Annotated in this window: 11 protein-coding genes; 5 read left to right on the top strand and 6 right to left on the bottom strand. The window is 66.3% G+C overall.

All coding sequences use genetic code 11. The features are described from left to right. Nucleotides 1–240 precede the first annotated feature (240 nt). Nucleotides 241–1,896 (bottom strand): FAD/NAD(P)-binding protein, encoded by a 1,656-nt coding sequence (locus tag RGUI_RS19950; RefSeq protein WP_081536231.1) that lies wholly within the window; start codon nucleotides 1,894–1,896, stop codon nucleotides 241–243. A 264-nt stretch (nucleotides 1,897–2,160) separates the two neighbouring features. Further along, a complete protein-coding gene (locus tag RGUI_RS19955; RefSeq protein WP_081536232.1) occupies nucleotides 2,161–3,492 on the bottom strand; it encodes a GH1 family beta-glucosidase in 1,332 nt (443 codons plus the stop codon). Between the two features lie 191 nt (nucleotides 3,493–3,683). On the opposite strand from RGUI_RS19955, the gene RGUI_RS19960 reads away from it, so the two are divergent. Genes RGUI_RS19960 through RGUI_RS19980 form a run of 5 tightly spaced genes read left to right on the top strand, consistent with a single transcriptional unit; the run spans nucleotide 3,684 to nucleotide 9,936 of the window. Beyond that, nucleotides 3,684–5,036: an ABC transporter substrate-binding protein gene (locus tag RGUI_RS19960; RefSeq protein WP_081536233.1), complete on the top strand. Its 1,353-nt coding sequence runs from the start codon at nucleotides 3,684–3,686 to the stop codon at nucleotides 5,034–5,036. Between the two features lie 27 nt (nucleotides 5,037–5,063). Further along, entirely contained in the window at nucleotides 5,064–6,044 is a 981-nt protein-coding gene (locus tag RGUI_RS19965; protein ID WP_081536234.1) for a carbohydrate ABC transporter permease, read from the top strand. After that, complete coding sequence (locus RGUI_RS19970; RefSeq protein ID WP_081536235.1) at nucleotides 6,041–7,195, top strand: carbohydrate ABC transporter permease; 1,155 nt, start codon at nucleotides 6,041–6,043, stop codon at nucleotides 7,193–7,195. Before RGUI_RS19965 ends, RGUI_RS19970 begins: the two co-directional genes overlap by 4 nt. Before the next feature lie 10 nt (nucleotides 7,196–7,205). Next, nucleotides 7,206–8,849 carry an alpha-amylase family glycosyl hydrolase gene (locus RGUI_RS19975; protein WP_081536236.1) on the top strand — a complete coding sequence of 548 codons (1,644 nt, stop codon included), beginning with the start codon at nucleotides 7,206–7,208 and terminating at the stop codon, nucleotides 8,847–8,849. Continuing rightward, complete coding sequence (locus tag RGUI_RS19980) at nucleotides 8,842–9,936, top strand: ABC transporter ATP-binding protein (protein WP_081536237.1); 1,095 nt, start codon at nucleotides 8,842–8,844, stop codon at nucleotides 9,934–9,936. Before RGUI_RS19975 ends, RGUI_RS19980 begins: the two co-directional genes overlap by 8 nt. A gap of 4 nt (nucleotides 9,937–9,940) precedes the next feature. On the opposite strand, the gene RGUI_RS19985 is transcribed toward RGUI_RS19980, so the two are convergent. The 4 genes from RGUI_RS19985 to RGUI_RS20000 all read right to left on the bottom strand — a co-directional run bounded on the left by RGUI_RS19985 (nucleotide 9,941) and on the right by RGUI_RS20000 (nucleotide 14,491). Next, nucleotides 9,941–10,306: a hypothetical protein gene (locus RGUI_RS19985; protein ID WP_172841222.1), complete on the bottom strand. Its 366-nt coding sequence runs from the start codon at nucleotides 10,304–10,306 to the stop codon at nucleotides 9,941–9,943. A 364-nt stretch (nucleotides 10,307–10,670) separates the two neighbouring features. Continuing rightward, complete coding sequence (locus tag RGUI_RS19990; RefSeq protein ID WP_081536239.1) at nucleotides 10,671–12,152, bottom strand: inorganic phosphate transporter; 1,482 nt, start codon at nucleotides 12,150–12,152, stop codon at nucleotides 10,671–10,673. A 33-nt stretch (nucleotides 12,153–12,185) separates the two neighbouring features. Then, complete coding sequence (locus RGUI_RS19995) at nucleotides 12,186–12,653, bottom strand: NUDIX hydrolase (protein WP_081536240.1); 468 nt, start codon at nucleotides 12,651–12,653, stop codon at nucleotides 12,186–12,188. 191 nt (nucleotides 12,654–12,844) lie between these two features. After that, the gene (locus tag RGUI_RS20000; protein ID WP_081533821.1) at nucleotides 12,845–14,491 is read right to left on the bottom strand and encodes an IS1634 family transposase; all 1,647 of its coding nucleotides are present in this window, start codon (nucleotides 14,489–14,491) and stop codon (nucleotides 12,845–12,847) included. Between the last annotated feature and the right edge of the window lie 461 nt (nucleotides 14,492–14,952).

Genomic DNA, 14,952 nt, shown 5'->3' on the forward strand with positions numbered 1-14,952 from the left:
TCGCAGGCGGACATGTGCCGGGGGCGGGTCGTGACGGCGGGCGGTGGAGGCAGATGTTTTGCGATGTCTTTTATCTATTTGATATTAAATATGAATATGTGTGAAGCGCCCGCGCAGACCAAGGCCGCCGCCCGCCGTGCCATCGCCAAAACGCCCCAAAGGGTCCGCCGATGACACGGCTTGCGGTGTTGACCTTACAGGTGCCCTTCCCGGCGGTAAGGATTGATCTGAAACGTTTTTTCAGGCCACCGAGGCGGGGCGCCGCGCGTCTGCCCTGTGCACTACCCCGGCGGCCCAGCGGTCGGCAGAGGCGCCGAAACAGTCATGGATCGAATCCACCGCCGCGGTGCTGCCAAGCGCGGGCCGCCCCAGCAGGCACAGCCCGGCGCGGGCGGCGCCATCGGTGCCGATCACCTGCGCGTCGGGGTCGGTCCGCGCGCCCAGCCCATCGGCCACGGGCGACAGCACGCCCCCGTCGCGCAAGGCGGCAAGGGCAGGGGCGGCCAGCCCCTCCAGCGCCGGGGCGGGCAGGACGGCATCGACCATCGCCGACACGCAGGTCGTCGCCGTGCCGTCCTGCAACTGCCACCCCTCTGGCACAAGGCAGATATCGGGATCGTCCACGACGCAAAGCTGCACCCGGTCCGCCGCGATCAGGGTGCGCAGTTCCTCGGCCGAGCTGACGGGCGGGCCGTAGGAATAGCGTTTCAACCCCTCATCGAAACCGATCAGGGCGGCGGCGGTGTCGGGCGCGCATCCGCCGGTGTTGAAACCGCGCCGGAACGCATCCTGCCATTTCCGCCAGACCTGCCCGATAACATAGCCCGCTGACGGAACCTGCTGGCCGCGGGCCATGGCGATCCCGGCGGCCAGCGCGTCGGCGGGGGCGCGGGTTTCCTGCGTGCCGGGGCGGGTACATTCGGTCTCCAGCCACGGGCGGGCGGCCGCCACATCGCCGCCGACCCTTTGCAGGATACGTTCGGCGGGTCTGCGCAGCGCCTCGGCAATCGGGGGCAGGGCGGTCTTTGCGGGGCTGTCGATCGCGCGGGCAAGGGCGGTCTCGAACGCGTCGGTCTCGGCTGGCAGCGGATCATAGCGGGCGTCCTGCGCGGCATCGGCCGGTTTCGGCATCGGCGGCTGACCGTCAAGCGAGAAGGGGAAGATGCGCGCGGGCTCCCGCCCCGATGCGATATAGCGGCCGTCCTCGATCCGCCCGCCAAGGCCGAGGGTCAGAAAGCGCAACACATCCAGCGTGGACAGGCCCAGCCCGCGCACCGCGACCTTGCGCCCGGCCCAGCCTTCGGCCGCGGCCCGCAGCGCGGCATCGGGATAGGCGGGCAGCAGGTCCAGCCCGTGGCGGTCGGCATGGTCGCGCCAGCGGGCGATCTGCGGGTCGGGGGCGGTGTCGGGCTGGCCGGGGGCGATCAGAACCTCGTCGAACGGGCCGAACACGGTACCGCCGGCCGCGATCCGCCAACCCGGGGTGGCGGGGTCGATGCGATCGACCCGGATGTCGCGCAAGCGCAGGCGCATCCCCGCGGGCGCGGTGGCCCTCAGATGAGTCAGGCGCGCGTTCAGATAGGCGCCGAGATCCGCGCGGGGCGGGAAAGTCTCGTCATCCGCGCCGTTCCGCCACTGGGCAAAGTCCGGGAAAGGCTGGGCGAGGCCCTCCCGCTGGCGCAGCGACACCGACCGGACGGGCAGGTTCAGCAGGGCAAGCGGGCTTTGCGTCGGGTCGAAATTCGGGCCGGCGCCGGGATGTGGGTCGGGGTCGAAGATCTCGACCTCGACCGTGGTGCCCGTTTGGGGCAGGCGGGCGGCCAGCGCCTCCAGCGCGCCCAGCCCCCGCGGCCCGGCCCCGATCACGGCGATCCGGATGGTTCCTGGAGTGTGCATATGGGTCCTCCTTGCCTGTCATCGGTGTTTAACGCGGCAAGGGCGGTTTTGGTTTGCCCGGGGCGCAGAATAGCTGCCATGCGGGGGGCCTTTGGCGATGTCCTTCGCATCCCGTATGTCGTTCGGGCTTTCCAGATAAACTGATCGGCACAAGCGTTTCGCTGCGCTCCCCCAGGGCCGGGCGCGGCTCGGGGTGCCTTGATCAATCTTTGCTTTCAAGGAGCGGTTTTCTCTGCGGCGGGATTTCTGGCGTTTCAGCAGCCCTCAGGACGCCCGGCCCTTCAGGATCGCCTGTACCGCGGCGTAGGACGCCTTGGGCTTGCGGGCCAGCGTTTCGAAATCGACATGCACCAGCCCGAAGCGCTTGGAATAGCCGAACGCCCATTCGAAATTGTCCAGAAGCGACCAGATGACAAAACCCTTCAGCGGAACGCCCTTGGCAATCGCGGCGCGGGCCGCGCGCAGATGGGCGGCGATATAGGCGATGCGGTCTTCGTCCTGAACATGGGCGTTGGCGATGCCGTCGGGGGCGGCCATGCCGTTCTCGGTCACGTAAAGCGGCAGGGTGCCGGATGTTTTGTCGTGAAGGCGGCACAACAGGTCGGTCAGTGCCCCGGGCGCGATGTCCCATCCCATGTCGGTCTTGGGGCCGGGGCCGGGCACGGTGCGCCAGTTGGGCCAGGGGCCGGGTGCCTCGGTCAGGTGTTTCACGGTGTAATAATTGACGCCCAGCCAATCGAGGGGGGCGGCGATCCCCGGCAGATCGTCCTGCCAGCGGTCGGGCAGATGCGGGCCCAACCCCTCCAGCACCAGATCGGGATAGGTGCCGCGCGTGACGGCGCCCAGGAAAAAGCGGTTGAACACCGCGTCATAGCGGTTGGCCGCGGCCCGGGCGGTCAGGGTGTCTTCGGCGGGAAAGGCGGGTTCGAAATTCAGCACGATCCCGGCATTGTCCGCCCCCCCGGCGCGCAAGCCCGCCAGCCCCAGCCCGTGGGCCAGCCCGATATGATGCATGGCGCGGGCGGTGGCGCGGATGTCGCGCAGGCCGGGGGCATGGTGCCCCTCGAAATGCGACAGCCACGCGGCGCACCAGGGTTCGTTGATCGTGGCCCATGACCAGACCCGGTCGCCCAGCCGGCGGGCCATCAGCGCGGCGAAATCGGCGAAATGATGGGCCGTGTCGCGATTGGCCCAACCGCCCAGATCGGCCAGCGCCGCGGGCAGTTCCCAGTGATAGAGCGTCAGCGCCGGTTTCAGCCCGCGGGCCAGCATGCCATCGACCAGCCGGTCGTAGAAATCGAGACCGGCGGGGTTCGGCGTACCCGTGCCGTCGGGCAGGACGCGCGCCCATGAGGTCGAGAACCGGTAAAGGTCGAAGCCCGCGTCGGCGACAAGGTCCAGATCCTCCTGATACCGGTTCAGGTGGTCGCAGGCCCGCGCCCCGTTTTCGGCCCGCGACACGTTGCCGGGCGTCGCGGCAAAGCTGTCCCAATGGGTCTGGCCCGCGCCGCCAAGGCCATGCCCTTCGACCTGGTAGGCCGAGGTGGCGGTACCGAAAAGAAAGCCGGGCGGAAAATCATTGCGGGACAATGGCATTCTGAAAGGGTCGCGCCAAGCGATGCGCCCGTCAATGGGGAAAACATTCTGCCAGGGAACAATCGCGCCGCTATCGCGTTGGTTGACAGCCGGCGGGGCTTTCGCCACCGTTGGGGCATGTCGTCCTCTGCGCTGAAATTGCGGGGGAAAACAGCAAAAGGTGCCGAAAGCGCACCGCAGGGGAGGTATATATGCGTTTCACATGGATGGCAGGCGCTGCTGCGCTGGCCCTTGTGTTCGATTCCGCCGCCGCGCAGGACCTGATCTTTCCGCCCGGCGAAGACGACCGGTTCAACTGGCAAAGCTATGAGGCGTTCGCCGCAGAGGATTTGAGCGGACAGGCGCTGACCATCACGGGGCCGTGGACCGGGGCGGACAAGGCGCTGGTCGACTCGATGATCGCCTATTTCGAGGCGGCGACCGGCGCCGAGGTGGACTATTCCGGCTCTGACAGTTTCGAACAGGACATCGTGATCGCGGCACAGGCCGGATCGGCCCCCAACATGGCGGTGTTCCCGCAACCGGGGCTGGCCGCCGACATGGCCCGGCGCGGTTTTCTGGCGCCTTTGGGCGCGGACACGGCGGACTGGGTGAGAGAGAACTACGCCGCGGGCGAGTCCTGGGTCGATCTGGGGACCTATGCGGATGCGAATGGAGAGGACCACCTGTTCGGCTTCTTCTTCAAGGTCGATCTGAAATCGCTGGTCTGGTACGTGCCCGACGCCTTTGACGAGGCGGGATACGACATTCCCGAAACGATGGAGGATTTGAAGGCGCTGACCCGGCGGATCGCCGATGAGGGCGGCACGCCGTGGTGTATCGGGCTCGGCTCTGGCGCGGCGACGGGTTGGCCCGCGACCGACTGGGTGGAAGAGATGATGCTGCGCACCCAGCCGCCAGCGGTCTATGACGACTGGGTCAGCCACGCGATCCCGTTCGACGACCCGCGTGTGGTCGGCGCGATCGAGGAATATGGCTGGTTCGCCCGCAACGACGCCTTTGTCAGCGGCGGCGCGGCCTCTGTCGCCACGACCGATTTTCGGGACAGTCCCGCGGGGCTGTTCACCTTCCCGCCCGAATGCTACATGCACCGGCAGGCGAGCTTTATCCCGACCTTCTTCCCGGAAGGCACCGAAATGGGATACGACGTCGATTTCTTTTACTTCCCCGCCTGGGCGGACAAGGACCTGGGCAAGCCGGTGCTTGGGGCCGGCACGCTCTGGGCCATCACGTCGGACAGCCCGGCGGCCCGCGCCTTTATCGAGTTCCTGAAAACGCCCATCGCCAGCGAGGTCTGGATGGCGCAATCGGGCTTCCTGACCCCGTTCAAGGCGGCGAACCCCGATGCCTATGCCACCGATGCGGCGCGCGCGATGGGGGAGATCCTGTTGAACGCCACGACCTTCCGTTTCGACGGGTCGGACCTGATGCCGGGTGAAATCGGCGCCGATGCGTTCTGGAAGGGCATGGTCAGCTATACCACCGGCGACAGCGCCGAAAGCGTGGCCGAGGGGATCGAGGCCCGCTGGCAGTCGATCCGCTAGGGCCGGCAGGGCAGGGGAGGAGCGCCGATGTCGCCGATGCTGCAGGGTCTTTTCACGATCCTGATCGGGGTCGGCGCCTGCGTGGGGTATTTCTACCTGTCGAACCTCTTGCTTGACCGGGTCTTGTTTCCGCCGCGGGGGGCCGATCCGGGGCGCAATATCAGCCGGGCGAACGCGGTGCGGCCGTGGCTGTTCCTGTTTCCCGCGATGGGGGCCTTGGGGCTTTACCTTGTCTACCCGGTTGTGGGGTCGTTCTGGCGGTCGCTTTTCAACCGGTCGGGGGAAGAGTTCATCGGGCTTGGCAACTACGCGGCACTGGCGGGGGATGAGGCGTTCAGGACCGCGGTTCTGAACAACCTGCTTTGGGTGCTGGTGGTGCCGGCGGCGGCGACCTTTGTCGGGCTGGTCGCGGCGCAACTGACCGACAGGCTAAGCTGGGGCAATGTCGCGAAATCGCTGATCTTCCTGCCGATGGCGATTTCCTTTGTCGGCGCCTCGCTGATCTGGAAATTCGTCTATACCAACGACGCCGATATCGGGCTGATCAACGCGATCCGGGCCATGCTGGGGGCGGGCGGGCCGGTGGATGTGCTGCAAATTCCGTTTTGGAACAACTTCTTCCTGATGGTGGTGCTGATCTGGATCCAGACCGGCTTTGCCATGGTGATCCTGTCGGCCGCCCTGCGCGGCATCCCCGAGGAAACGGTGGAGGCCGCCATTCTGGACGGCGCGAACCCGTTCCAGATCTTCTTTCGCATCAAGGTGCCGCAGATCATGGGCACCATCGTGGTGGTCTGGACGACGATTACCGTGCTGGTGCTGAAGGTGTTCGACATCGTCTACACCATGACCGGCGGCAATTTCGGCACGCAGATCCTGCCCTCTTACATGATGAGCTTCATGTTCCGCGATGACGGGCGGGCGACGGCGGTCGCCTTCGTCATCATGCTGATCGTGCTGCCGGTGATGGTCTGGAACATCCGGCAGGTGCGGAAGGAAATGCAATGAGCGGCGTGGCGGGGCAGAAGGCGCGGCTGACATGGGCGGTGCATCTGACGGTGGCGGCGCTGGTGGTGCTGTGGCTGGTGCCGACCGTGGGCTTGCTGGTGTCGTCCTTCCGGGATCGGGATCAGATTTCGGCCACGGGCTGGTGGCGCGCGCCCTTCGCGGTGGAGCAGGCCTATCGCACACAGGCGCCCGCGTCGGATGCCGCGGCCGCAAAGGGGGGCTTTGTCATCGCCGGCAATGTCTTTGAGACCGAGGACATGGCGCGTGCCTTTCCCGACGGGGCCGGGCGAGTCACCGGGTTCGGCATCACCGGCCGGGCGCCCGGCGCCTTTGCCCCGGGAGAGGTCGCCGAGATGCGCCGGGGCGGCACGCTGAGCGTGGCGGAGGACGGCACGTTCCGGGTGCAGGCGTCAGAGGATCTCGGCCGCCGCGATCCGCGGATCTATGTCATCGCGGCCTCGCCCCCCCGCCTGACGCTTGGCAACTATGAAACGGTGCTGGGCGCGGACAAGATGGCGCTGGCCTTCATCAACACGCTGACCGTGACGATCCCGGCGACGGTGATCCCGATCCTGATCGCGGCCTTTGCCGCCTATGCGCTGGCCTGGATGGAGTTTCCGGGGCGGGGTCTGCTGATCGCCGCGGTGGTGGGGCTGTTGGTGGTGCCGCTGCAACTGGCGCTGGTGCCGCTTTTGTCGCTGCATTACCGGGTGGGGATCGGGCAGAGTTTCCTGGGGATCTGGCTGGCCCATACCGGCTTCGGGCTGCCGTTGGCGGTGTATCTGTTGCGCAACTACATGGCCGGGCTGCCGCGCGACATCATCGAATGCGCCAAGGTGGACGGGGCGACGGATTTTCAGATCTTCACGCGGATCGTTCTGCCGCTGTCCTTCCCGGCGCTGGCCAGTTTCGCGATCTTCCAGTTCCTGTGGGTCTGGAACGATTTGCTTGTGGCCAAGGTGTTTCTGCCCTCCACCGACGAGGCGAAGGTGATGACGGTCAAGATCGTCGATGACCTGCTGGGATCGCGCGGGGGCGATTGGGGCATTCTGGCCGCGGCGGCCTTTGTGTCGATGGCGGTGCCGCTGGTCGTGTTCTTCACGCTGCAACGGTATCTGGTGCGCGGCCTGCTGGCGGGGTCGGTGAAATGAGGGGGCGGGCATGGCACTGACATCCGATCCGGACTGGTGGCGCGGCGCGGTGATCTATCAGATCTACCCGCGCAGTTTTCAGGATTCGAACGGCGACGGCGTGGGCGACCTGCTGGGCATTGTCGAGCGGTTGCCGCATGTCGCCTCCCTTGGCGTCGATGCGATCTGGATCTCGCCCTTCTTCCCCTCGCCGATGAAGGATTTCGGCTATGACGTCAGCGATTATTGCGACGTCGACCCGATCTTCGGCAGCCTGGCCGATTTCGATTGCCTGGTGGAAACGGCGCATGGCTGGGGCATCCGGGTGATGATCGATCTGGTGCTGTCCCATTCCTCGGACCAGCATCCTTGGTTCGTCGAAAGCCGGTCAAGCCGCGACAACCCCAAGGCCGACTGGTATGTCTGGGCCGATCCGAAACCGGACGGCACGCCGCCCAACAACTGGCTGTCGATCTTCGGCGGGCCGGCGTGGCAGTGGGACGCGGGGCGGGAGCAGTATTACCTGCATAATTTCCTGGCCAGCCAGCCCGACCTGAACCTGCATTCAGCCGACGTGCAGCAGGCGATTTTCGACACCGCCCGGTTCTGGCTGGGGCGCGGGGTGGACGGGTTCCGGCTGGACACGATCAACTTCTACTTCGCCGACAGGGACCTGCGCAGCAATCCGCCCTGTCCGCCGGAAGAGCGGAACGATTCCATCGCGCCGCGGGTGAACCCCTATAACCATCAGTTGCACCTGTACGACAAGAACCAGCCCGAGAACCTGGAGTTCCTGCGCCGGTTCCGGGCGGTGCTGGACGATTTCGGCGCCGTTGCCCTGGGCGAGGTCGGGGACGCCCAGAAGGGGCTGGATATCCTTGGGCAATACACATCCGGTGGCGACAAGGTGCAGATGTGTTACGGGTTCGAGTTTCTTGAAAACGCGCCCCTGACCGCCGCCCGCATTGCAGAGGTCTATGGCAAGCTCGACCGGGTCGCGGCGGAGGGCTGGGTCTGCTGGGCCTATTCCAACCATGACGTGGTGCGCCATGCCAGCCGGTGGGATTTGTCCGGCGCGGCGCTTCGGGCCTATCTGACGATGTTGATGTGCCTGCGCTGCACCGTGTGCCTGTATCAGGGGGAGGAGTTGGGCCTGCCCGAGGCCGAGGTGCCGTTCGAGGCGCTGCAAGACCCCTACGGCATCGCCTTCTGGCCGGAATTCAAGGGGCGCGACGGGTGCCGCACGCCGATGGTGTGGGACGCTAGCGCGCTGCATGCGGGGTTTTCGCGGGCGGCCCAGACATGGCTGCCGATCCCCGGGCAGCATGTGCATCTGGCCGTCGACGCGCAGGAACGCGCGCCCGAGGGGCTGATCCATCACTATCGCCGGGCCATCGCGTTTCGGCGCGCGAACCGGGTGCTGGCGACCGGGGCGTTAAAGGACATGGACCATGCGGAGGACGTGCTGTCCTTTCGCCGGGTGGGGCAGGGGGCAGAGATGTTCTGCGCCTTCAACCTGTCCGACCGGCCCGCCCTGCTGACCCCGCCCACGGGCGACTGGCTGGCCGTCGGGGGAGAGATCAACGCGGCGCATCCCGGCGCGGACGGGCAGGTGCATCTGGGGCCGTGGCAACCCTGTCTGCTGCTGCGCCACAAGGGGGACGACGATGGCTGAGCTGACCCTGTCGAAGGTGGGCAAGAGATACGGCACGGTGGAGGTGTTGAAGGACATCGACCTGGACATCGCGACCGGGGAGTTGATCGTGTTCGTCGGCCCCTCCGGCTGTGGCAAGTCCACCCTTTTGCGGATGATCGCGGGGCTGGAGCGGATCAGCAGCGGCACGCTGGACATCGACGGGGTGCGGATGAACGACGTGCCGCCCGCGCAGCGGGGCATCGCGATGGTGTTTCAGTCCTACGCGCTCTACCCCCATATGACGGTGCGCGACAACATGGGCTTTGCGCTGAAGATCGCGGGGAAAAGCCGGGCAGAGATCGACGCGGCCGTTTCCCGCGCGGCCCGGACGCTGCAATTGCAGGACTATCTCGACCGTCTGCCCAAGGCCCTGTCGGGCGGGCAGCGGCAGCGGGTGGCCATCGGGCGGGCCATCGTGCGCGACCCCAAGGTCTATCTTTTCGACGAACCGCTGTCGAACCTTGACGCCGCCCTGCGCGTGGCGACCCGGATCGAGATCGCGCAACTGAAAGAGGCGATGCCCGACAGCACGATGATTTATGTCACCCATGACCAGGTGGAGGCGATGACGCTGGCCGACCGGATCGTGGTTCTGGCCGACAAGGGCATCGCGCAGGCCGGCCCGCCGCTGGAGCTGTACGAACGCCCGGTGTCCGAATTCGTGGCGCAGTTTATCGGCAGTCCGTCGATGAACCTGATCGCGGGCGAGGTGGCCGAGCCGGGAGAGGTGACGCAGGTGCGCCTGCCCGAAGGGGGCGGAACGATTGCCGCCAACATCCCCACGCGGCCAGAGGACAAGGGGCGCCCGGTCAATGTCGGCATCCGGCCCGAGGACATGATCCCCACCGACGGCGCGGATTTCGCGTTCGAGGGGCGGGTGGAGATCGTCGAGGCGCTGGGGGAGGTGACGCAGCTTTACTTCGAACGCTCCAAACCCGAATACGACCCGGTGATCGCAAAGCTTTCGGGCATCCATCGCGGTCTGCGGGGGCAATCGGCCCGCATGACCGCCGCCCCCGACAAGGTGCATCTGTTCGCCGGGGGGCGGTCGCTGGCCGTGCGCTGAGGCGTCAGGTCGCCGGGCCGCGCCCGCCCGGGCGCAGGCAGTCCGGCGTCGCGCGCCATTCCGGCCCGAACAGGATCGGCACCGAGAAAAAGCAGATCGCGGGCGGCGGCTGATCGCTGCGCCCCAACAGGATGCGGGGAACGAAGGGCGCACCCTCCCACCGGGCGCCGGCGTCGCGCAGTTCCGCCCAGCGGGCCTCCAGCTCGGGGGCGTCGAATTCCAGCGCGATCAAGGTGTCGCCGTCGCGCCGGACAAAGCGCGGCTTGCCCGGAGAGATCGCGATGCGGTGCGGGTTGGGCTGAAAGACCGGCAGGTCCCAGTTCACCGGGTCGTCGCTGTGGGCGAGGACGATATGGGGGTCATCCGGCATCGCCGCGATCCCCGCCTGTTTCAACACGGGCCGCAGGATTTCGCGGTTCAGTACGGACCGACGAAGGTGAAGGGGGTGCATCCCGCGCTGTGTGTTGCGCTGGACCGCAAAGGGGCAACGAAGCGGCTGTGGTTCCATGACGGATCTCCCTGATCATATGGATGGTGGCGCACGGCTGCGTTGAAAGACATCTGCCAAAATGCCCCTTGCCGGGAATTGCGGGCGGCCCCGGTGACGGGGAGGGGCCTCCCCAGCAACGATTTCTGACTGCTTTTGTCAAGAATATGGTGAGGGCACGGCTGGCCCGTGGGCGGTCGCCCATGTCGCTGGCCGTGGCAAAGGCGACACGCGGGGCCTTTGCCCGTTATCCCAGCAGCGCGCGCAGGATCGCGAACATGCCCCCCGACAACAGCGCGGCGGCCGGGACGGTGACGACCCAGGCGGCCACGATGGTCATGAAATGGGACCGCCGCACCAGCTTGCGCCGGCGCCGTTCCTCGACCGGCAGGGGTTTGGAAGAGGGGCGGTTGGTCTTTGCCTGCTGCGCGCGCCGTTCCATGTACCATTCGCGGAAGAAACCGACGCCGAAGACCCCGCCCACGGCGATATGCGTCGAACTGACCGGCAGCCCCAGCCCCGAGGCGACGATGACCGTGATCGCCGCGGCAAGGGCCACGCAATAGGCGCGCATCGGGTTCAGCTTGGTGATCTGGCTGCCGACCATGCGGATCAGCCGGGGGCCGAACAGCATCAGCCCGAAGGAGATCCCGAACGCCCCGATGATCATCACCCAGACCGGGATCGCGACCTTACCGGCGAAGCTGCCGAATTCCTGCGCATGGACGATGGCGGCCAGCGGACCGACCGCGTTGGCCACGTCATTGGCGCCATGGGCGAAGGACAACAGCCCCGCCGAGATCACAAGCGGCACCGCGAACAGGGTTTTCAGCGACTTGTTGCGGTTTTCCAGCCCGCGCGCCTGCCGCCGGATCAGCGGAATCGCGATGGCGTAACCGGCAAGACCGATCCCCAGCCCGATCAGGAGCGCGCTGCCCATGTCGATCGAGACCACCCGTTTCAGACCCTTCAGCGCGATATAGGCCGCGAAGGCCGCCGCCATCACCCCGATCAGAACCGGCACCCATCTGCGGGCGGCGGCGATCTTGTCCTCGCGATAGATGATCTGCCACTTGATGAAGGCCAGCACCCCGGCGGCAATGACCCCGCCCAGCAAGGGCGAGATCACCCAGCTTGCCGCGATGGCGCCCATCGTGGACCAGTTCACCGCCGACAGCCCCGCCGCGGCGACACCGGCGCCCAGAACGCCGCCGACCACCGAATGCGTGGTCGATACCGGGGCGCTGAACCATGTCGCGATGTTGACCCACAGCGCCGCGGACAACAGCGCCGACATCATCGCCCATGTGAAGATTTCCGCATTCTCGACGCTGACCGGGTCGATGATGCCCTTGGAGATGGTGGAGACCACGTCGCCGCCGGCGACCAACGCGCCCGCGCTTTCGCAGATCGCGGCGATCACGATGGCGGCGGTCATCGACAGGGCCTTGGCGCCCACCGCCGGCCCCATGTTGTTGGCCACGTCATTGGCGCCGATATTCAGCGCCATATACGCCCCGAAGGCCGCGGCGGCGACGATGAAAAGCGCCCCCGACGCCTGCCCGGTCACAAGGCCCGCCACCAGGGCGGCCACGACGATAAAGGCCAGCGACACGCCCACCCCCACCAGCGGGCGAGAGACATGCATGGTCGCGTATTCCACCCGCGAAAGACGGTGCAGGTCCTTGTCGACCGTGCGCCACTGGTTACTCTTCAAACTGTCGGTCATCGTCTCGGTCTTTATGTGGGGGCCGGTGTGGTCCTAGCCGTGGCTAAGTTCGGGAAAGCGGCGCAGCAGGTCCTTGAGGTCGGGCTCGTCAACGGCGGCGGCGGCGCTTTTGGGGGTCATCCAGACCCGGCGGCGTTCGGACATTTCGGGATAGCTGTCTTTCAGGCTGTCGACCGGAACGGCGTAGACGTGCACCTCTGTCGCGACGGGCACGCCGCCTTTCAGGCGCTTGTCATATGTGTATGTGCCGATCTGCCGGGCCCGGCTGCAATCGGCCTGAACGCCGGCCTCTTCCCACGCCTCTTCGCAGGCGGTTCCGGCCGCGTCATGGCCGGGCTTCGGCCATCCCTTGGGCAGCAGCCAGCGGCCGGTTTCCCGGGACGTGATCATCAGGATCTCGGGCCCATCCGGCCCCGTGCGGAAACATAAGGCGGCAACCTGAAACAGGGCCGGTCGCCGAAGCACCGGGGCCAATGCTGCCTTCCAGATGGATTTCCACATTTTGTGTCTCACCCCTGCACGAAATAAGGGCACCTAGCACCATTCCTTCGGCAATGCGAGTCGCGCGCTGCGCAGGCTGGCGGGATCGGCCTTGCTTGCCCGGCTCTGCCCCCTCAAGTTCACCAGTAAAACGCGTAAGTGATTGATATCGTTATGGCGAGATTGGCCAAAATGTAACTACGCGAGGGTGATCAGGCGGGTTTTGGCAGGTTCAGGGTGTCGAAGAGCTCCAGTTGTTCGGGGGTCGGGGTGGTGAGGCCATCGAACTTGCGGTCGGCGATCCGGGCTTCGTGGCGGTGGATGCGGGCGAGCAGGTCGAGCGCGGTGCGGGGGCTGGCGTCATGTCCTTTGGCCTTCAGCCGCATGCGCATGACACGGTAGAGGACGAGGGCGAGAAAGCAGATCAGCGCGTGGGCGCGGATGCGGTCGGGCAGCCGGTGGTGGACCGGGGCGATCTCGATGTCGGATTTCAGGACGCGGAAGCCGCGTTCGATATCGGCCAGCGACGTGTAGCGGGTAACGGTCTCGGCGGGCGTCAAGTCGGGGGCGTTGGTCAGGAGCGCGAGCTTGCCGTCGAAGAGCTCCGCGCGCGCGACGGCGTCCTCGTCAACACTCCAGCTGAACCGGTCGGCCTGCAGGTCTGCCTTGAGGAAGCGCGTCATTTCCGCCTCGGCGACGGCGCGGGTGAAGCGGCTATAGGCGCCCCGGTCGGAGGCACGGCGACCTCGCGCGGTCTGGCCGCCGTCCTGCGCGTCGAGCTTTGCGACCATCTTTTCGGCCTGGGCTTCAAGCTCGGCGATGCGCGCGCGGCGCCGGTCGGATTGGTCGGCGGCTCGAACGGGATCATGGGCGACGATCAGGCGGTGGCCGGCGAAGCTGCTTTCCGCCAACCCGTCCTCGTCGAAAGCAAGGCCCTGGAAGGTTTCGACCAGATCGGCATAACGACGGGCGGGAACCGCGAGGATGAATTCCAGCTTGCGGTCGTCCTGATCGGCCAGGGCGGTCAGCTCGTCGATGTTTTCAAGGCTGAGCAGACCGCGGTCGGCCACCAGGATGACACGCTGGACGGGGAAGCGCTGCAAGACTGTCTTGAGCATGCCCTGCAGGGTTTTCGTCTCGCCGATGTTGCCCGGGTGAACGGTATGCATGAGCGGCAGGCCGTCCGCGGTCTGGACCACGCCCAACACGAACTGCCGGGCGATGCCGCCGGTTTCCTTGTTCATCCCGAAAGCGCGGAGGTCGTCCGCGACATCCCCGTCGCCATGGATGCGCACCGTGGTCAGGTCATAGAAGACCACGGCCAGATCGCGATCGACCAGCGGACGGATCTGTTTGGCAAGCGCGCCTTCGACGGTATCGGCGTGATCCATCAACGCATCCATGGCGCGGAGCAGGTGTTGATGGGTGACGGTGTCCGGCATCGCCGGCATGGCGACCGTTTCCAGCCAGCGCAGGCAGCCCAGCTTACTTGTGGGGTCGCACAACCGATTGAACACCATGGCGCGGACCAGCGCCTCCACGTCGACTTTCCGCTTGCCGGAACGCAGCGCACGGCCGAGGGCATGATCGAAACCAAGGTCCTTCCACAACTCGTGCAGGGCAAAGACGTCGCCATAGCTGCGCGCCGCCTCGTAGGTGATCTCGGCCTTCTCGGGCTCGACCCGACCCGCGGCGCGACTGAGCCCCCGGATCAGCGCATCGAGCTGGCCATCCTTCATCCCGTCCACGCGCCCCAGATTGGCCACGACGCGCAGCCGGGGCTTGCCCGCCTCGTTACGGAAGGACTCGACAATCTGCAGATAGCGACGCCCGCCGCTCTCGGTGATGCGCGTGAACATGGCATGCAGGATATCGCACGTTTGGGCGCATTCATAGGGTCTTAAACATCATAACGTGTAACTACACGACTTCGGCCGAACTGCCCACCTCGCGCGCCTTAAGCTATTGAAATCCCATACCTGCGCTGAACGCGCTCACGCAGATTCCCCCGGATTTTGTCGAAGTTCGGTGCCCCGGAGCGTATGCCAAGGGCAGGCATCGCGGGCGAGAGGTCTGGCAGTGACCGGAGTTCGTCATGACGTCCGGGGGTTAGGCGGCTTCACCGAATAGACCTCGGACCAAGTCGATCTCTCGAAACGACGGCGCAATTATCGGCCACGTTGGCGCCTGGGGTTAGTTCGGGTGTAGCGGCGTGACGATCCGCCATCTTCGAGTATCTGGATCAGAACGAGCCGCGGGCAGGAAGGTGTCACGACCTCACGAGATGATCTTGGCACTTTTCCGAAGCAAGCCCAGACAT

This window comes from Rhodovulum sp. P5, from assembly GCF_002079305.1.
Classification (GTDB): Bacteria; Pseudomonadota; Alphaproteobacteria; order Rhodobacterales; family Rhodobacteraceae; genus Rhodovulum.